General features: G+C 44.0%; 21 protein-coding genes. 8 read left to right on the top strand and 13 right to left on the bottom strand.

The annotated features are described in order from the left end of the window. The first annotated feature begins 3 nt into the window (after positions 1-3). Positions 4-1,116 carry a M24 family metallopeptidase gene (locus CJ190_RS01965; RefSeq protein ID WP_064292978.1) on the top strand — a complete coding sequence of 371 codons (1,113 nt, stop codon included), beginning with the start codon at positions 4-6 and terminating at the stop codon, positions 1,114-1,116. A 152-nt stretch (positions 1,117-1,268) separates the two neighbouring features. Here the strand turns inward: CJ190_RS01965 and CJ190_RS01960 are convergent, their stop codons facing one another. Continuing rightward, positions 1,269-1,616, bottom strand: a complete 348-nt coding sequence (locus CJ190_RS01960; RefSeq protein WP_064292979.1) for a hypothetical protein — start codon at positions 1,614-1,616, stop codon at positions 1,269-1,271. A gap of 208 nt (positions 1,617-1,824) precedes the next feature. On the opposite strand from CJ190_RS01960, the gene metK reads away from it, so the two are divergent. After that, positions 1,825-3,036, top strand: a complete 1,212-nt coding sequence (gene metK / locus CJ190_RS01955; protein WP_070597992.1) for a methionine adenosyltransferase — start codon at positions 1,825-1,827, stop codon at positions 3,034-3,036. 90 nt (positions 3,037-3,126) lie between these two features. Here the strand turns inward: metK and CJ190_RS01950 are convergent, their stop codons facing one another. Then, complete coding sequence (locus CJ190_RS01950) at positions 3,127-3,597, bottom strand: low molecular weight protein-tyrosine-phosphatase (RefSeq protein WP_064292981.1); 471 nt, start codon at positions 3,595-3,597, stop codon at positions 3,127-3,129. A gap of 95 nt (positions 3,598-3,692) precedes the next feature. Here CJ190_RS01950 and alr point away from each other — a divergent pair, with 95 nt between their 5' ends. The 3 genes from alr to CJ190_RS01935 all read left to right on the top strand — a co-directional run bounded on the left by alr (position 3,693) and on the right by CJ190_RS01935 (position 6,788). After that, on the top strand, positions 3,693-4,850 hold the full coding sequence (gene alr / locus CJ190_RS01945) for an alanine racemase (protein WP_070597993.1): 1,158 nt from the start codon (positions 3,693-3,695) through the stop codon (positions 4,848-4,850). A 95-nt stretch (positions 4,851-4,945) separates the two neighbouring features. Then, on the top strand, positions 4,946-5,833 hold the full coding sequence (dapA, locus tag CJ190_RS01940; protein ID WP_064292983.1) for a 4-hydroxy-tetrahydrodipicolinate synthase: 888 nt from the start codon (positions 4,946-4,948) through the stop codon (positions 5,831-5,833). Between the two features lie 124 nt (positions 5,834-5,957). Next, positions 5,958-6,788, top strand: coding sequence for a helix-turn-helix domain-containing protein (locus CJ190_RS01935; RefSeq protein ID WP_064292984.1), 831 nt, complete (start codon positions 5,958-5,960; stop codon positions 6,786-6,788). Positions 6,789-6,928: 140 nt separating this feature from the next. Here CJ190_RS01935 and CJ190_RS01930 read toward each other — a convergent pair whose 3' ends face one another. Next, entirely contained in the window at positions 6,929-7,984 is a 1,056-nt protein-coding gene (locus CJ190_RS01930) for a tetratricopeptide repeat protein (protein WP_070597994.1), read from the bottom strand. Between the two features lie 105 nt (positions 7,985-8,089). Continuing rightward, positions 8,090-8,638 (bottom strand): hypothetical protein, encoded by a 549-nt coding sequence (locus CJ190_RS01925; RefSeq protein ID WP_064292986.1) that lies wholly within the window; start codon positions 8,636-8,638, stop codon positions 8,090-8,092. A gap of 232 nt (positions 8,639-8,870) precedes the next feature. On the opposite strand from CJ190_RS01925, the gene CJ190_RS01920 reads away from it, so the two are divergent. After that, entirely contained in the window at positions 8,871-10,049 is a 1,179-nt protein-coding gene (locus tag CJ190_RS01920; RefSeq protein ID WP_064292987.1) for a haloacid dehalogenase-like hydrolase, read from the top strand. Here CJ190_RS01920 and CJ190_RS01915 read toward each other — a convergent pair. Beyond that, positions 10,039-10,980: a M15 family metallopeptidase gene (locus CJ190_RS01915; RefSeq protein ID WP_064292988.1), complete on the bottom strand. Its 942-nt coding sequence runs from the start codon at positions 10,978-10,980 to the stop codon at positions 10,039-10,041. The two genes, CJ190_RS01920 and CJ190_RS01915, sit on opposite strands and share 11 nt — an antisense overlap. Before the next feature lie 120 nt (positions 10,981-11,100). On the opposite strand from CJ190_RS01915, the gene proB reads away from it, so the two are divergent. Both proB and CJ190_RS01905 read left to right on the top strand, forming a co-directional pair. Continuing rightward, positions 11,101-11,913 (top strand): glutamate 5-kinase, encoded by an 813-nt coding sequence (proB, locus tag CJ190_RS01910; protein ID WP_082888669.1) that lies wholly within the window; start codon positions 11,101-11,103, stop codon positions 11,911-11,913. 24 nt (positions 11,914-11,937) lie between these two features. Next, on the top strand, positions 11,938-13,194 hold the full coding sequence (locus CJ190_RS01905) for a glutamate-5-semialdehyde dehydrogenase (RefSeq protein ID WP_064292989.1): 1,257 nt from the start codon (positions 11,938-11,940) through the stop codon (positions 13,192-13,194). A 308-nt stretch (positions 13,195-13,502) separates the two neighbouring features. On the opposite strand, the gene CJ190_RS01900 is transcribed toward CJ190_RS01905, so the two are convergent. The 8 genes from CJ190_RS01900 to CJ190_RS01865 form a co-directional block, all read right to left on the bottom strand. Then, positions 13,503-13,970 (bottom strand): hypothetical protein, encoded by a 468-nt coding sequence (locus tag CJ190_RS01900; protein ID WP_064292252.1) that lies wholly within the window; start codon positions 13,968-13,970, stop codon positions 13,503-13,505. A gap of 1 nt (position 13,971) precedes the next feature. Then, positions 13,972-14,133, bottom strand: coding sequence for a hypothetical protein (locus CJ190_RS01895; protein ID WP_156496336.1), 162 nt, complete (start codon positions 14,131-14,133; stop codon positions 13,972-13,974). A gap of 29 nt (positions 14,134-14,162) precedes the next feature. Further along, entirely contained in the window at positions 14,163-14,918 is a 756-nt protein-coding gene (locus CJ190_RS01890; RefSeq protein ID WP_013669688.1) for a CpsD/CapB family tyrosine-protein kinase, read from the bottom strand. Between the two features lie 18 nt (positions 14,919-14,936). Further along, positions 14,937-15,665 (bottom strand): YveK family protein, encoded by a 729-nt coding sequence (locus tag CJ190_RS01885; protein WP_082888598.1) that lies wholly within the window; start codon positions 15,663-15,665, stop codon positions 14,937-14,939. Between the two features lie 81 nt (positions 15,666-15,746). After that, positions 15,747-16,496, bottom strand: a complete 750-nt coding sequence (locus CJ190_RS01880) for a CpsB/CapC family capsule biosynthesis tyrosine phosphatase (RefSeq protein WP_064292250.1) — start codon at positions 16,494-16,496, stop codon at positions 15,747-15,749. A 15-nt stretch (positions 16,497-16,511) separates the two neighbouring features. Further along, on the bottom strand, positions 16,512-16,973 hold the full coding sequence (locus CJ190_RS01875; RefSeq protein ID WP_064292249.1) for an NUDIX hydrolase: 462 nt from the start codon (positions 16,971-16,973) through the stop codon (positions 16,512-16,514). A gap of 172 nt (positions 16,974-17,145) precedes the next feature. Further along, positions 17,146-18,030 (bottom strand): DegV family protein, encoded by an 885-nt coding sequence (locus tag CJ190_RS01870; protein ID WP_064292248.1) that lies wholly within the window; start codon positions 18,028-18,030, stop codon positions 17,146-17,148. 33 nt (positions 18,031-18,063) lie between these two features. After that, on the bottom strand, positions 18,064-18,945 hold the full coding sequence (locus CJ190_RS01865) for a DegV family protein (protein ID WP_064292247.1): 882 nt from the start codon (positions 18,943-18,945) through the stop codon (positions 18,064-18,066). Positions 18,946-18,951 lie beyond the last annotated feature (6 nt).

The raw sequence follows: 18,951 nt of genomic DNA, 5'->3' as shown, positions 1-18,951 counted from the left end.
AAAATGACTAGCAATAGCTACCAACGTTTAGATATTTTACAAGACAATCTCAAATCTCAGGGCATTAGTCGCTTAGTAATTAGTGACCCCTATGCCATTTCTTATTACTACAATATTGAATTCGATCCCAACGAAAGAATCTGGTTAATGATCGCTCAAGCTGACCAGGAGCCGGTTTTAATTGCCAATGAACTCTTTGTCTTTGAAGAACCTGATAAGGGCCAGGTGATTTGGATTAAAGACGGCGATAGTATCGTTGAAGCCTTTGAAAAAACCAAGGTATTTGAGGGACTGACAGAAGGTGCAAAGGTTGGTGTCGATAAACATCTGATTGCAGGCTGGTTGCTGCCCTTGATGGAGGCCTATCCACACTTTAACTGGTTACTGACCAGTGATATCGTTGACCAACAGCGAGCCATCAAAACGGAAGCGGAAATGACAGCTATGCGGGAAGTCTCTGCCATCACCGACCGGGCCATGAAGCGGGTAATTGAAGAAGTGATTCCTTATGGCTATAGTGAGATTGAGGCTTGCGAACGTTTGAAGAAAATCTTTGTCGAAGAAGGAGCCAACCAAGGCCTCAGCTTTGCCCCGATCATTGCCTATGGACCTAATGGAGCCGACCCCCACCATGTACCTGATCACTCTAAACCAGAATTAGGGGACTCCGTAGTCATTGACATCGGTTGCCGCCATAACTATTACTGTTCTGACATGACCCGGACGGTTTATTACGGTCAACCTACTAAGGAAGCGCTAGAAATTCACCAAATTGTTGAAGAAGCCCAAGCTCGGGGAATTAAGGCGGCCCAAGTGGGGCAAGCCTTGTCCGAAGTTGACCTAGCGGGACGAAACCATATCGACCAGGCTGGATACGGTCCTTACTTTACCCACCGGATTGGCCACTTTATTGGCCGGGAATGTCATGAGAAAGGGGACGTCTCCCAAGTCAACCAAACCCCAATCCAAGCCGGAAATATCTTCTCCGTAGAACCAGGGATCTACCTGACCGGCAATACCGCGGTCAGAATCGAAGACCTAGTCATCGCCCATGAAGAAGGCCCTGAAGTTATCAACCACTATCCTCGTGAAGCACAAATTGTTGAACCAAAATAAAAGGATGTGAGAACGCCGTCAGAGACTTGAAGGGGACGTTCGTCCTGTGACTAGAACAATATCAAGATAGTAAGATAAAAGACAAAAGGAGGCTGGAACATTTATTCCAGTCTCCTTTTTGCTTGGCATTTAATTTAAATGTTATTAGCTTACTAGATAAAGGTAACCACCTGACGAAAAAAGTTAACCAAGATGGGCATCACTAGGACCGCCACAATAATCGCTAAGATGGCCAGGAGTAAAACAATGAAGCGGGAAGCGCCCTTGTTAGGTGACGACCATTGCCATTGGCGACGTTTTTGCTTTTCAAAGAAGATTTCATTAGTATCTTGGTCATGAAGTTCTTGGTCATCAAATGATAAGTCACGAAAATCATCACTATTGAATTCGGTGGTTGCTTGGTTGTACAAAGGATCATTAACTTCACTTTTGCCCTTTGCTTGGTTTTGTTTTTCTTTTTCATAAGCTTTTTTTGCTTGTCTGTAATCCCGGCGTTTCATCCACACACCACCCTTAAATAAAAGCTGTGACTTTAAACATTAGTATAGATTAGTTTACCTTTAATTTCTTGGAAATTCAACACAGGCCCTATCAAGGCAGACAGAAAAAAATCTCTACTTGACCCTATGCTTGAAATCACTTTCTTAGATACAAATTGGCCCTTGTATGCTATGATACTAGAGAAATCAAGAGAACTAGGAGGTTCCTATGTCAAAAGAAAAAAGATTATTTACTAGTGAAAGTGTCACAGAAGGACATCCTGACAAGGTAGCCGACCAAATTAGTGATGCTATTCTGGACGCCGCTATTGCCCAAGATCCTAACAGTCGGGTAGCATGTGAAACCATCGTAAATACTGGCTTAGTTTTTATTTTTGGAGAGATCTCTACTAAAGCCGTCCTTAATTATCAAAAAATTGTTCGTGATACCGTGACTAAGATTGGTTACCGGCGTGGTAAGTTTGGCTTTGACGCTGAGAATTTATCAGTGATGGTAGCCATTGACCAACAATCTCCTGATATCGCCCAAGGGGTTGACATTTCCCTAGAAGCCCGGAAAGAAGACGATAGTTTGGCGGCTGAAGAAGCCATTGAGTCCTTAGGTGCTGGTGACCAAGGTTTGATGTTTGGTTACGCCTGTGATGAAACCGAAGAATATATGCCTCTGGCCATCACCCTAGCCCACCGTCTGACTGAACGTTTGGCCTATGCCCGCCATAATGGCTTACTCCCTTACCTACGTCCCGACGGCAAAACCCAGGTAACAGTTGAACTGGATGATGCAGGCAGACCCTTCCGCGTGGATACCATCGTGCTTTCTACCCAACATGCTGAAGAAATCACCCAAAAACAAATCCACCAAGATGTTAAGGAATACATCATTAAACCGGTGATTCCAGCTTCCCTATTGGATCAAAATACCAAGTACTATATTAATCCGACTGGCCGCTTTGTTATTGGCGGTCCTAAGGGCGATTCCGGCTTAACTGGCCGCAAGATTATTGTGGATACCTACGGTGGTGCAGCCCGTCATGGTGGTGGGGCCTTTTCCGGAAAGGATGCCACCAAGGTAGACCGGTCAGCCTCTTATATGGCCCGCTATATTGCTAAAAACATTGTTGCTGCAGGTTTAGCCAAGGCTTGTGAAGTCCAACTCGCCTACGCCATTGGAGTCAGCGAACCGGTATCTATCGCTGTCGATACTTTTGAAACCGGGACTGTTTCTGAAGACCGCTTATTAGAAGCCATCCGTGAAATCTTCCCACTATCACCATCTGGTATTATCAATAGCTTAGATTTACGCCGACCCATCTACCAACCAACCGCTAGCTACGGACACTTTGGTCGTCCTAGTGATAAGGGCTACTTCCCTTGGGAGAAAACTGACCGGGTCCAAGCCCTATTAAAAGCCGTCCAATAGAATGCATTGAATACTTACGCCAAAGTAAAAAGGCTCCTGCTCGATCACTCGAGGGGAGCCTTTTTGGTCTCTTTAAGCATATTCTCTAAACTATTTATTTAATTGCTGGGGATAATTTTCTTTGAGATAGTCACAGAGACCTTGGATGCCTTGGCTGACTTTCTCGAAAGTTAATTCAAATTCGCCGGTATACCAGGGGTCATCAATAATGCCACCTTGTTCAGTGAAATCCATGAGGCGGAAGATTTTTTGAGGATCGGCGCCTAGGCGCTTGATATCGGCAATATTTTGGTCGTCCATCCCAATTAATAAATCTGCCTCATGAATGATTTCTTCCGTTAAGGGAGAGGAAATCAAGTCCTCCCATGGAATCCCTTCCCGCTCCAAGATTTCGCGGCTGCCTGGGTGGACACCATTACCTATTTCCCAGTCAGAAATAGCTGCTGATTCAACCTGAACTTCTCCCTCCCAATGGTTCTTTTTGACTGCTTCACGCATCAAGGCCTCTGCCATGGGTGAGCGACAAATATTACCCAAACATACAAAACAAATTCTAATCATATTGCCTCCCTCTACGCCTCGACAAATCTAATGCTCCTGACCCGATTTATGCTAAAATATAGCTACGATGAAAAGTCCTTGAAAGGAGAATTTTTATGATTTGTGGCGAACATCGCCCTACTCGGGTTGTTGTTTCAATTCCAAATATTGTTGATAACTACCTACTATTTAAACATGCCTTTGGCCCTAAAGCCAAGACATATGCAGTGATTAAAGCAGATGCCTATGGCCACGGCTCCATTCCTATCGCTAAAGCGCTCACTGAAGCCGGGGCAGAGGGCTTCTGTGTCGCTGTCACTGATGAAGCTCTGGCCCTCAGAGAAGCAGGTATCCAGGCTCCTATCCTCATTTTAGGGATCACCGAGGTTCAAGATGCCTGGCTCCATGCCCAACATGATATCAGTCTGACCATCTCGTCTTTAGATTGGTTAAAGGCGGCTTACGCCCAACGCCCAACAGACCCAGAATTCCCACCTTTAAAACTGCATTTAAAGGTGGATTCAGGAATGGGTCGGATTGGTTTACGCGATAGCCTGGCTGGCCAAGAAATTATCGACTATATTAGTGATCACCAAGAAGCTTTTGAATTAGAAGGCGTCTTTACCCATTATGCCACTGCTGATAGTAATCGCGTCCAAGACCAAGACTATGTCGCTAAGCAATCCCAACGTTTTGAAGACTTTATCCAAGCCTTAGATTTTTCCAAACTTAATAAGAAGCCCCTCATTCACCGGTCCAACACAGCCCTAGCCCTCTGGTATCCAGAAAAAACCATGGACATCGTTCGCTTAGGGATTGGTTTATATGGGGAAAACCCCGCCGGTCCCGATTTTGAACTCCCAGAGGTTATGCCACTAAAACCGGCCTTCACCCTGGAAAGTGAATTAGTCTATATCAAAAAATTACAAGCTGGCGAATCGATTAGCTATGGAGCGACTTACACCACTGAATCCGATCAATGGATTGGAACCCTTCCGATTGGCTATGCTGACGGGCTACCCAGGTCTTCCTCTGGCTTTGAAGTCTTGATTGCTGGTTACAAGTGCCCAATTGTGGGGCGGGTATGCATGGACCAATGCATGGTGGCTCTGCCTAAAGAACTCCCCCTCCACGAAAAGGTCACCTTGATTGGTAGCGATGACCAAGGTAACTACATTTCGGCCTGGGACCTGGCCTTGTATAACCATACCATTGCTTATGAAATTACCTGTGGCATTAGCGAACGGGTGCCGCGCACCTATGTCTACTCATAAAGACAATTGACAAAGCCCTGCTAGCGTGCTAAATTAATTGTTAATAATATTCCACACAATTCAATAAATATAATCATTAAACGGAGGGGTTAGATATGTCAATTTATACTGGTTCAGGCGTTGCTTTGGTGACACCCTATGAGGATACCGCAGAAAAAAAGGTTAATTTTGATGTATTCAAAGAATTAATTGACTTTCAAATTGACGCTGGTACTGACGCCCTCATTATCGACGGCACAACTGGTGAAGCTTCTACTCAGACCGACGAAGAACAAGTTGAAGTCATTAAGTTTGCAGTGGATTATGTTAATGGACGCGTTCCTGTGATTGCCGGTGCCGGCTCTAACGATACCCGTCACGGGGTGCAATTAACCAAAGACTGTGAAGCAGTCGGTGCGGATGCCATTCTTTCCGTTACCCCCTACTACTTAAAAACCAGCCAACAAGGCCTTATCGAACACTACCACGCCATTGCTGGAGCGGTAGACATTCCTGTTATCCTCTATGACGTACCAGGAAGAACGGGGATGACCATTCAACCGGAGAGCCTTAAAGAATTAGCTAAGGTGGATAATATTGTAGCCTTAAAAGATGCTACCGGTAACTTTAACCATTCTGTCGATAACTTACACGCTGTTGGCGAAGCCATCGATTTCTATTCAGGCAATGATGATACCATCGTGCCATTAATGAGCTTAGGGGCAAAAGGGGTTATTTCGGTTTTAGCTAATATTGCCCCCAAAGCCGTTAACCAAATGACCCATGCGGCACTAAAGAGTGACTTCAAAACCGCAAGAAAGATTCAAGCCGACTACAAACCATTAATCGACTTACTCTTTGCTGAACCAAATCCAATTCCAATTAAAGCAGCGGTAGCCTTACTTGGTTTTAATGTGGGGCCTACCCGTCTACCTTTAACAGCTCCAGGTAGTGAATTAGTCGAAAAAATTAAAGCTGAAATGCATTCCCTAGGCATCATTTAACGCCATCAAATTATACGAAAGGGCTGAGGCAAAAGTCTCAGCCCTTTTATTATTGATTTACTTGACTCGGTATTTATATTAAAATACTTTATTAATAATAGAACACAAAAAGGAGTCTCACTTTATGTCACTCTTATCAGTTCCCTACCGGATAAAAGTCACTGCTCTAAAAAAGGACAATTTGCTGACCTATAATCGTTCCCTTTATCACCGTCAGGAGATGCTCTTTAGCCAAAAAACTTTAGAAATCCAAACGCCCAACCAAAGCTTAACTCTCCAAAGCCAGCAGGTCGTTTCCCTCCCTGCCAATATCCGGGTCAACTTTAAGACTGATAAGATCGACAAAGACCAGGAACATCTGGGCTTTCTTTTGGCTATTGGTGATCCCTACTTGGAGGCGGTCAGTGATAGCTTTATCGCTACTCCTGAAATTAATCAACTCTTTGCTAAAATGCAGATTTTAAGTGTTGACCGTCACGATTGGAAATACCTCAACCAGGTACTTACTGAAATGAACCAAACCCAATCCTATGCTAAGACCCAGCTCCAACAGAAGCGGCTCTTTGCCCTAACCTGTCAATTACTGGTGGACTGCTGTCACTTATTTGAGCAAAAACACCTCCACCCCCATATTCGTGACCAACGCTATGAATTAGCCACCGCCATTGCGCAATTTATTGACAGCCACCTGGCTGAAGACCTGCCCTTATCGCTCATTTCCAAGCGCTTTAATTATAGTAGCTCTACCCTCAATCGTTTGTTTGAAGAATTTTACCATTCCACCCTCCACCAATACATCATCAACAAACGATTAGAACGGGCCCAGGACTTAATTAACCAGGGTGAATCGATCCAAAACACCTGGCAAAAGGTAGGCTTTAATGACTATTCTTCCTTCTACCGGGCATTCAAAAAACACTACCACTACCCACCCCACGATCTTCGTAAACATTAAGAAGCTAATCTTTAATCTCACTCCCTTAAGTCAAAGGAAAAGTGCCTCAGGCCAGTCGATCTTCCCTAAAGGGAAATCAGACTAGTCTGAAGCACTTTTTTATTATGTATCAATTGATGTTTACTGGTTCCATGTACCTATTAACAGTCCTGGTCACCTTTCAAACGGTAATCCAGTTCCCGAATCATCTTCACAATATAGTCTTCGGGTGAGTCAACCAGGTCCATGTAGAGGCCGTAATAAACATAGGCAGTTTCATAGGAATGTAGGGCCATGGCCCGACTGGCTGCGGCCTTGAGTCCATTCAACATTTCTGCATTCGGATAGTTGATAATACGATAATCCTTCTTAAATTTTTGCAGGGCTTCGCCTTCAAGGGCCGGCTCCAAGTAGCCCATTTCCTCTTCGATAACCGCCAAGCGTTCTTGGGCCCGGGAATTATCTGACCAAGCCAAACTCAGGTAGTATAACTGAGTCGCGGTTTTTAGGTCATCTTTTTTCTCATAGAAATACGCCAGATAGGCATAGCCTCGGGAGAAGTCTTCCCGTCTTACGGCGTAGCGAAAACCATTCAAAATCGTTGCAAAGCTCATTCCGTATTGTTCCATCAATTGGTAAACCCCTGCCAAATTAAAAATCGTTTTGGCATTATAGGGGTTCCAAAGCAAGGCTTGCTTATAGGCTTCGGCGGCCTCCTGCCATTCATTGGCAGCCATCAGCACTTCAGCGTAGGAATTATAGATTTTGGAGTAATCGCGTTTGGTTGGACGCAATTCTAGCGTTTGAGGTTCATACCAAGTAAAAATAAATAAGTCGATCCAGTCATTAATCGAATAATATTTTACATTAGGTTTAGGCTTGTATTCAATAAAGTCAGCTTCCATGGCATTGATAAAGAGATTCATCTCGAACTGGGCATCAGTGGCCTTGCCTTCATCAATTAATTCTTTCATGTGTTGGATAAAATCATCATCAGAACGATCCGTCAAATCTGTCCATAAACGTAAAATTGGTTCCTCTTCTTCAGGATAAGCATCCAGGAGGACTTTCTCAATTCGCTGACGTAATTCCTCATCCTCTTGTAAATCACGGAAATGATCCTTGACCTTGCTAACAATATAGGTCGTATCGTCTTTAAAGTTTCCCGTAAAGTTTTTACTTAAATCATTTAACAGACTTTGCTGTTGTTCGTCCATACTAATCTCCTCAATTTTTCCCATTTTCAGCGTTTATCACTGTTTTATTTCCATATTGTCGGTTCTGTCATGCTCTAACTTAGAATTTAAAGTAGACATTATTTCCTATTCATCGTCATGGGGATAACGTCCCTCTAAATGTTCAATCATTTCTTCATAAGGGCGTACTTTAACAAAAGAATCCGGTGTAAAACGGGGCTGATAATCCTTAGGGAAGTCGTCAAACTCAGCCGTGTTAAAAAGATAGGCATTTAGTTGTTCATCGTTTAGGGTGCGAAAGTAAGCCATCGGAATCATTTCATCGGTTAATCGGCCATTGCTCAAGCGTTTAATATAATGAGAAATATTATTTAAATCATTATAATAGGCAAAATATAATTCACTCTGTCGCCGGTTAACTGGTGTAGAGGCGAATTCAACTAAGATTTTGAGTAGGGCTTGCTTTTCTAATGGATTTCTGGCATCAAAACCACCATAGCTGGTTCTTAACATGTAAGGTTTATCAATATAGATCTCAGCTAATTTAAATTCATCATCATAGATTTTGAGCACACGTTCCGTTTCTGGTTCATCATTATGCTTCTTATTGACGACATAATAATTTTCGATAAAACCTAGTTCATTGAGTTTGGTATATAGTTCATCAATTCGCATGATAGAGCCCCCTTCAAAGTCGATTACTTTAATTATAACATAGCTGACTGCAAAGCTATGTCGAAATAATCGATCACGCTTAGTCTTTACCCTTTCTTCAGTCAAGTTTACAGATTCATTATACCATTAATCTTTTTCCCTTAAAGCTAGGTTCCCTTACCTAACTAGTGTATGATAGGCATAAGCAAAGGGACCTAGTGCCCTAACTTTTCACCTTGAAAGGAGACTCCTCATGCCTCAACTTGCCCCCCAAAATTGGGAACCTCAGCTCTACCATAGACTTAACCAGCTGATTAATAAGCACCAACAGCTAAGGGATACTCCCCTAGACCAAAAAGACTATGTCGTTTTTGACTTTGACCATACCAGTATTTTTAACGATATTGAAGACCACACCATGGTCTACACTGCAGCCCACTTAGCCTATCAATTAAGCCCTAGTGAAATGGAGGCCTGCTTAAAGCAAAATAAAGCGGCATTGGACCACCCCATAAGTGACCAAGTACCGCAAGTCAGCTTTCAAAAGCTCATCGATGATATTATTGCTGACTACCAGAAACTCTATCCCAAACGAGATGACTATCAGAGAAGCCAAAAATCTCTAGAAGACCGGCTTGAGGCTGACCCTTTATTCTTCAATTTTTTCTGTAAGATACGGACCTTTTACTTGGCTTATAACCAGCGCTTTCCCAAGCAAGCTGGCGCCTCCTGCCCGAGTTTTCTCTATCAAAACTTCACTGAAGCCGACTTTGTCGACCTCGGTAAAAAAGCCCTAGCTTATGGCTTAAAGGCTCCAATTAAAGATTTCACTTGGACCTATTCTTTATCTGGAGACCCAAGCCAGCGGCTCAGCACTCACTTTAGCCAGGGGTTACGTATTCCAAATGAATTGGTTAAGCTCTACCAGAGTCTACATGCGGCTGGGATTGCCACTTATATTGTGAGCGCTAGTCCCCAAAGTCTGGTCGAAACGGCCGTTAAATATTTCTACCCAATTGACCCGTCCGAGATTATCGGCATGTCTTATAAACAGGATGAGGTTGGCCTCTACCAAGCCCAATTAGAAAGTCATGCTCCGATTACTAAGGCAGCAGGCAAGGTCCAAGCTATTCAAATGCTCATCCAAGCCCGCCACCAAGGCCGAGAACCTTTAGCGGTCTTTGGCGATAGTATGGGGGACTATCAGATGTTTCAAGCCTTTTCTCCCTCCACTACCCGGGTACTCTTCAACCGTTTATTAAAGGATAAGACCCAAGATTTTGTTAGCCAGGCCCAAAAAGAATACGCCAAGCCTAACCAGGTGTATTTTATCCAGGGCCGGGACAATAATACGGGAACTTTGCGCCCTTCCCAAGAAACCATCCCCTTTGGTCAAGACCAAGCCTACCTCAGCCAAGCTATTAATCAGTAGGCAAGGATGGATCGACTTGGTAAGTGAGTTTTTGCCCCTGGCGGGCGGCTAATAAGACTAAATATTCTTCTAAAGTAAGTTGATAACGCTTAATGTATTGGGCAGTGGGAACCCCTACATAGCGGTAATGCCATGGCTCAAAATCATAACCCGTGACAGCTTCCTTGCCCTCTAAGTAACGGAGGATAAAGCCATAGTCTTGAGCATGGTTCCTAAGCCATTGGGCTGAAGCCTCTTTGTCATAGTCAGTTTCCAGCCCTCGCTTAGCTTGAACCCAATCGGTCCCCAAGAGGTCTAGGGCTAACCCGGTGCTATGTTCTGAGGCATGGGTTGGGGCCACGTAGGCATCGGTTTTAGCTTTAGCTTCCTCTAAACTTGCGCCCCCTGCCTGATACATCTGAATCATGCTTTGCCGGTTCTTTTCCTGGCTATCGACATCCCGATAAGCGGAAACAATAGTCAAGGGATAGCCGGCTTTTTGAGCGGCTTCCATTAAATGATTGAGAGGGTCTTCGATACGCTCATCATAAAGCTGACCATTGGAGGCAGTGGCGGTCTGAATATCCACTGGTTCAGTCAAGGGAAAAAGCGGATTAACCACTTTTAGCCGCCAATCACCTGGCTGGTCTTCGGTCGGGATAGCTTGAATAAGCTCTGTGAGTGAATATTGGGGATGGTAGGCTTGAACATCTGCTAGGGTCACGCCCTGCATACGATGGTCCTTTAAATCAGCCACTCCTATTTCTTTCTCAGTGAGTTTCTGGTTCAATTGGGCCAATTCATCCTCGGGGTTAACTTTTTCCTCCTGCTGGGCTTCGTTGGCAGCTTTGAAACTGGGATAATAAATATCTACTCCAAGTAAGATAATTGCATAAAGTAAAATAAGTCCCAAAATATAGGCTTTAGGGTGATGTTTTAACCAATCCTTCATTTCTTCCCCTCCCTTTTTTATTATGCCTAGTATACCACCATGCCGGCTAAATATTAGCGGCTAATTGTAGGAAATTATGCTACAATTATTGGCAATGAGTTAAGAAAGTAGGTAAAGATCTTGCATCGTGATTCTCTTAAAGACGCCAAGCGAATTGTTATCAAAGTAGGTACCAATTCCCTGATGACGTCGACCAATAATATCCGCTACCAACGCATCGACCGCCTAGCTTATGTGATCTCTTCCCTTACCCAAAGTGGAAAAGAAGTCATCTTAGTCTCTTCTGGGGCCATGGGGGTGGGGTGTGCCCAACTGAATCTCCCCAAGCGTCCCAAAAATATTCCCGACCAACAAGCGGTTGCCGCTGTCGGTCAAGTGGCTCTAATGAATACCTACGCCCGCTTTTTCTCTTATTATCATAAATCAGTCGCTCAAATTCTCATGACTAGAGATGTGATTGATTTCCATGATTCCCTAGCCAATTTGAAAAATAATTTTGCCAGTTTACTCAAGCACCAAATTATCCCTATCGTTAATGAAAATGACGCCATTGCCGTCGATGAAATGGACCATAAAGTCCGTTTTGGAGATAATGATAACCTCTCTGCCTTGGTGGCTTCTATTGTTGAAGCTGACCTGCTTATCTTATTAACCGATGTAGACGGCTTTTATGATGCTAACCCGAATACTGATCCCCAAGCCCAACGCTTCTCTACCATCCATGAAGTTAATGCAGACTATCTAGCCATGGCTGGTGATAAGGGATCGACCTTCTCTACCGGTGGTATGCATAGTAAACTGAAAGCAGCTGCTAAAACCCTAGCAGAAGGTCGTCGCTTAGTCATTATGTCTTCCGAAGAGCCCAGTCAAATCTTTGACCTCTTAGCAGGGGCTGATATTGGCACTGCCTTTATTCCTAAAAACGAATCATAACATCTATCCAAGGAGTGAAAAATCATGATTAATTCAGCTGATTTAGTGCAAATGGGCCAAGATGCCAAAGCGGCAGCCCGTCAACTCAGTAATTTACCCCGGGCTAAAAAAGACCAAGCCCTAGTCCAAATGGCCCAGGCCCTAAGAAATGCCTCAGAAAATATTCTCTCAACCAACCAGACAGAGTGCCAAAAGGCCCAAGAACAAGGACTTAAGGCTGCTTTTGTGGAAAGGATGACATTAAATCCAGACCGCATTGAAGCCATGGCTCAAGGCCTAGAAAAAGTCGCCCAATTAGACGACCCCATCAACCATGTCGATGAAATGTGGGTCAATGCAAATGGCCTAAGAATTGGTAAGCGCCGGGTGCCTTTAGGGGTTATTGGTATTATTTATGAATCCCGGCCCAATGTTAGTTCGGATGCCGCTGGGCTCTGTTTTAAAACAGGGAATGCCGTCATCCTGCGTGGGGGTAAGGAAACCATTCAAACCAACCAAGCCATCGTCCATGCCTTACAAGAAGGCCTTGAAGCGGTCGGCTTACCTAAAGTAGCCATCCAGTTTATCGACAATCCCAGCCACGACTTAGCCGGGGAAATGATGACCATGAATGATTCCATCGATTGTCTCATCCCCCGGGGAAGTAAGAACTTAATCCAAAGAGTGGTCCAAACGGCCACGATTCCAACCATTGAAACAGGAGTAGGAAACTGCCATCTCTATGTTCACGAAGCCTGCGATTTTGACATGGCTTTAAAAATTCTAATCAATGGGAAAACCCAAAGAGTTTCTGTCTGCAATGCCCTAGAAACTCTCCTGGTCGACCAAGCTATTGCCAAAGATTTTCTACCCCTAGCCGGTCAGGCACTGAAGGACCATCAGGTTAAAATCCATGGTGACCAAGTCACTGCCGACTATGTCGATGGCGTTATTCCAGCGACTGCAGCCGACTATGACGAGGAATACTTGGACTATGAAATTGCCATTAAGGTGGTTAAGGATTACCAAGAGGCCGTTGACCATATTGCAAAACACTCTAGTCACCATTCCGAAACCATTGTAACCAATGATTATGCTATCGCTAACCGCTTTATGGATGACGTGGACTCGGCCTGTGTCTACGTTAATGCCTCGACCCGCTTTACCGATGGTGAGGTCTTTGGCTTTGGTGGCGAAATCGGAATTTCCACCCAAAAACTCCATGCCCGCGGTCCCATGGGCTTAGAAGCACTCACTTCTTATAAATACACCATCTTCGGCCAAGGCCAAATCAGAGAATAATATCTAGAGTGTGATAGGCGCAAAAAGAGGGGAGAGAGCTACGCATACTATATCTGTAACTCGCTTTGCTTCGAACAGCTATAGCAATTGGAAGAAGCACGCAGTAAATTCTCAAAGAGAATTTGCAAGGACTTCTGAAATGGAGCTCACCTCGCGCTTAGAACACGTTTAATAGAGTGCGACAGTCACAACAAAGGACGAAAGGTAGCCAACGTTCAAAAAATTAAACAAACAAAAACGGAGTTGCCCACAATCAGGCTACTCCGTTTTTTCTATTATTTATAATTTTCTCCAACTTAAATCCTAGCTTAGGCATTGACTACGGTAACATTGCTTACCGATAGTTCAATGTCATCGAGAAGATAGCTCGCCTTGGTCGGTTGCCCTTGCATAGGGATGTCATCGACTACCATAATGGCATAGTTAGGCGCCCAACTCCCTAGAAAATCACTTGGGATTTCCCAGTCCACTGGCTCGAACTGGAGGTCAAAGTCATCAATTTTAAACTCTAAATGCGCATTCATTTCCGTAATGGTCTTGCCGGTTAAATTAATCATGACAAAAGCCGTACGAGCGGTATGGTTCCGTAAATTAGGTTGGGCCTCAATAGCGAACATATTAATTTGCCCATCCATAAAGTATTCTTGGTAGTTATTGATAAATTCTTGAATTGTTTTTAACACTTGGCTGACATCGTTCTTGGCATATTGGGTATTCAAGCGTTTTAATTCTTCGTTCTGCGCATAAGTCAAAGCAGCATGTATCGGTTTAGCCACGTTATCTACCTCCATTGGTTAAATTTTTCTTACTAGATTCTTCACCTTTACTATAGTCCATTTTATCTTGGTCACTTAGGCAGGGAGCCTTAACTTGGGAATGACGCCAGTCCCAAAGCTGCAGTCCAGCTAAGCTCAGTAAAGTTAAAGCTAATTTATTCATCTTATCGATCTCTCCCAGTTTATTAAGAGCTAGGACTGTAAATCCTCACTATCAATATCTTCATCACGGTAACCATAGCCATAGTACGCATTCATCCCTTGGCCATCTGCTCCATTATAGATGGCCCCAATGACGTTAGCATCAACGCTTTCCAAGAGGCGCTTGGATTTTTGAATATCCTGGTAACTGGCCACACCCTCCCGTAAGACGAAGACACTGGCATCTGTTCGGCTGGCAATAATTTGGGCATCAGTCACTGGTAAGAGTGGGGGAGCATCAATGATAACCAAGTCAAAGACAGCGGTCACGTCTTCCAATAAGTCACTCATCCGTTGGGAACTCAAGAGCTCGGCCGGGTTAGGCGGGATAGGACCAGCTGGTATCACATAGGTGTTCACTTCAGCCACATATTGGGCGACATCCATGTAATCGACATCGCGGTCAGTAAGATATGTTGTCAAACCCTTGCGGCTATGAATATCGAAGGTTTTATGCACTGTAGGCTTACGTAAATCGCAATCAATCATCAAAACGCGTACCCCATCTAAATGCGCCATGGTCGTCGCCACGTTGGCGGCAATGGTGGACTTCCCTTCCCAGGGGCCTGATGAGGTAAACATTAGGGTCTTCAAATGATAAGCATCAATAGCAAATTGGATATTGGTACGAATCGTGCGAAACTGTTCTGAAATCACATGATTAGGATCGGCAGCCGTGATTAAACTCACGCCACGCCGTTGTTCCTTATTTTTCTTGTCAATTTTTCGTTGTTTGAAATTAAACATAAGACTTGATCACCTTTACTAAATTCGCCGTTTGGTCTCATCATTGTCATCCTGGCTTCTGTAACGACGTTTAAAGCGGGTCACCTCAATGGACTCCTCACTCATTTGCGGTAAGACGCCAATTAAGGACCAACCCATTTCTTCAACCACAGCTTGACTCCGTACCGTATCATCGTTAAGCACCCGAATGGCTTGGATAACTAGACTGACTAAGCCCCCAAGTACAGCTCCTAAGAGGAGATTGAACCAGTAATTGGGACTAACCGGTTTCTCATTATAGCTGGCTGGGCTTAATAAGGTCACTTTTTCAACATCGAGGACTTGGGGAAGTTGTTGGATAAATTCTTTACTAATATCGGAGGCCAAGCTTTGCGCTTGACTAGCATTCCCGTCTGTCACAATCACATTGAAGACTGCCGATTTTTGATCGGCTTCTAAATGGGTATTCTCACTCAAAGTTTCAACGTCCCTTTGGTGAGCTTGGGCCACTGGTTGTAAGATAAGTGGCGTATGGAGCAAGTCGTCGTAGGTTTTTAAGCCCGCTTTCTTTTCGTCCGCCTTGTCCTTATCACTGTCCTTAGGGGTGACCACGATTTGAGTTTGTGAGGCGTATTCTGCCTCTGCCCATAAGAAATTATAAGCACTGGCCACCACAATCCCAAGCAGGACCCCTAAGAAGATAAACAGCCACTGCCGCTTAAGCCCCCGAAAAAAAGAAGCCAATGATCGTCCTTTGTACTGCTTCATGGTAAACTGTCACATCCTCATTTCTTTAAAATAATCATAGCAGCCTTTCGAATTGATTAAGAAAAGGCCTGTTTTAACTTTCTAGAAGAACCAGAAACGTTTTTTCTTTTTAATTTGAAAATGGTCGATTAAAGGATCTCCATTAATCAAAGCCCTAGCATTCTGCTGGATATCAAAGCTAATGCTCTGTCCATAGCGGTTTTCCAAGGCAGCATAAGCCTGGCGTAATTGGTAGTCGTCACTGCTCGTGGAAAAACTCCCCAGCAAGTGGGCTAAACCGGCTTCCAATAAGTAATGGCATTGTTTCTTTACTTGTTTGCCCTGCCGGCCTAGTAGATTTCCCGCCGTCAAGGCCGTGTAGCACCCCTGGTCAACCCACTGGTAAACTTGATCAATATCTCGCATGAGGGCTTGGTTTTCCTCAATTTGGACTAAGACTGGGCGGATATCATGCTTCAACCATTCGAAAAGTAAGGGTTCAAAGTAGCGCTGGGGCTCCTCTTGATTTAATTTAACTAGAACATAGCGCTGGTTGAGATCAGCATAGAGAATATCTTGGGATAAGTCATCCCAGGAAATCGCTTGGTCTAAGTCAATAATCTGACCCGGGTAGACCATTAAGGCAATCCCCCGCCGGTCTAAGTCTTCTTGAAAAGCTTCAGCGGCCTGTACTAAGTAAGCCCCCGTAGCTCTTGGATCAGTCGGATAGGAAGCAGTGGCTAGGACATGGGTCACACCACTTTGCCAAATGGTATTAGCCATAGCTAATTGCTCTTTATTAGAGTCTGTATGATCCACTTTGGCAATGTGACAGGCCATATCCACTAACATCTAGCATTCTCCTTTTTATTGACTGTTATCCTCATAAGCCAGTAGCTGGCTGTTCTCATCATATACTACCTTAATATCAAACAGGTCATCACTAGTCATTAAGGGCTCTAAGAATAAGCGGTCGCCTTCCCAAAGCGGGAGGTCTAAGACTTCATCTTTAGGGATCCAAGCCATTACCCCTTCATCATTCTCCCTGACATCATCACTGGCCAGGGTGCCTGTATAAACAAATATATACATGGGCTCGTCATCGGCATAGATAAAGGTGACGATACCGCGAAATTCTGCATCTTTAAGTTCCCAGCCGGTCTCTTCCTTTACTTCCCGCTTAGCACATTCTAAAGGAGCTTCTCCTAGTTCGAACTTCCCGCCAATGCCAACCCATTTCCCCTGGTTGATATCATGTGCCTTCTTGATACGGTGTAACATTAAAAAGCGCTCATCACGCTCCAAATAGACTAAACTGGTTAATTGCATCCTTCCACCCCTTCTGTCTTACTTATTATAGCGTGTTAAGCCCTATTTTAACAGTTATCCACTAAGATATCTTCAAAGAGATCTTAAAACTCTTTGCCAGATTGCTTTTTCAGCAGCCAGTCTAATAAAAAAGTCTCCCAACTTGATGATTAAGAGACTTGATGATTTATGCTTATTTAGTGAGTAAATAATTCTTTAAACTAGGTAATACGGCTGTGGCTAGGGTACCTGTCCCCCCGTGAGTCCCCACTACTGGGGTTAACCAATCAAATTCAATTTCAATGTCTGGTAATTTCTCGCGAATTAAATCTGCCAGCTCTTTGGCCCCTGATTCATCATCAGCATGGGCAATGGTGCCTTTATAGCCCTGAGAATATTTCTTGGCTTCCTCGATAAAGGCGTCAGCTAGCTTCATTAAAGCCTTACGCTTGGTCCGCACCTTGGCTAAAACGGAAATATTTCCTTCTTGGTCAAATTCAATCAAGGGAACGATTTTTAATAAGGACCCCAGTAAACCCTGAGCCCGTGAAGCCCGGCCGCCCTTAACTAAATTATTAATATCGCCTACTAAAGCCCAGATAGTTGTGTGTGCATTTAACCATTTAATCTTAGCCACCACTTCTTCAGGCTCAGCCCCAGCTTCCACTAAATCTAAAGCTTGGCTCACCAGGTAACGCAGAGGCGTTGCTGCCCGACCAGTATCAATCACATAAGTTTTAATTTGGTCTTCAAATTCACTAGCTACCGATTGTCCGGTCTGGCTAGTACCACTTAACACAGCACTCAAGGGAATCAAGAAGACGGTATCATAACCTTTATCCACTAATTCTTCATAAATGGCATAGAAGTCTTGGGGGCGGGGTTGAGAAGTCTTAGGTAGCTCTTTGGCATTTTTCAAGCGATGATAAAATTCCGGTAAGATGCTACGGTCTTCAGTCTCAATAAAAGTCTCTCCTGAGGAAAAATGGAGCTGTAAAGAAACATAATAAATATCGGGATGATTAAGCAAGCGATCATTGAGTGTCGCCGTAGAATCGGTTAAAATTGCTGCTTTCATTTAAACAACCTCCTTATTTAAGCTTTGCTTATATTATAACTTAAAATTTTCAACTTTGGGGAGTACACAAAAAGCGACACTATTACAACCCAAGTGGGTGCCAATTACAGGGGGAATCAAGCCGTGCCGGATAGGATATTGACTTTCATCCTTAGCAATCATTTGTTCGAACTCCTCGGCTAAAAGACTATCTGGAGTGGTGATGAGAGCTAATTCCAAGCCCTCTGGATAAGCGGTCATCTCTTTTTCCATTAATTCTTCCATCCGCTTGAGGGCCTTCTTTTGGGTGCGAACTTTTTCGACCATTTCCAAGGCACCATTACGTTCAATTCGGACAATGGGGAATATCTTCAGTAAATTGCCTAAGAGCGCCATTCCCTTACTTGCTCGACCCCCTTTGACAAGATTATCAAGATTGCCAACGATGACATAGATCACCATCGCCTCATCCAAGTGGTTCAAAAGGTCAACAATCTCAGCTAGGGATAATTTTCCAGCCTCGATCAAGTTTAAAGCGACTTCAACCAAGTAAGCTAGGGGAATGGAAGTCTGCCGAGTGTCCATCAAATAAACGGATAGACGGTCTTGGTAATCTTGGGCCACGCTTTGACAATTTTGAAAGGTTCCACTCAAGGCCGAAGGAAAAGTCATGATTAATACCTCATCATAACCCTTGGCTACTAGGTCATCCATCACTTGGACCACTTCCCCCATGCTAGGTTGGGAGGTTCTTGGTAAAGTTTTCATGCTTGCCAGACTGTGATAGTAGGCAGTCACTTTGTCCTTATCGCTGGTGTCGGTCATCGTCGACCCATCGGCTAAATTAATTTGTAAATAGACTTGGTAAACATCTGGATGTTTGGCTAAAGATTCTGGTAAGGCCGCTGTACTATCAGTAATAATTGCAGTTTTCATAAGGTT

It is taken from the genome of Aerococcus loyolae (genome assembly GCF_002871915.2).
Taxonomy (GTDB): Bacteria; Bacillota; Bacilli; order Lactobacillales; family Aerococcaceae; genus Aerococcus; species Aerococcus loyolae.
This window is presented reverse-complemented; position numbering and strand designations above follow the sequence as displayed.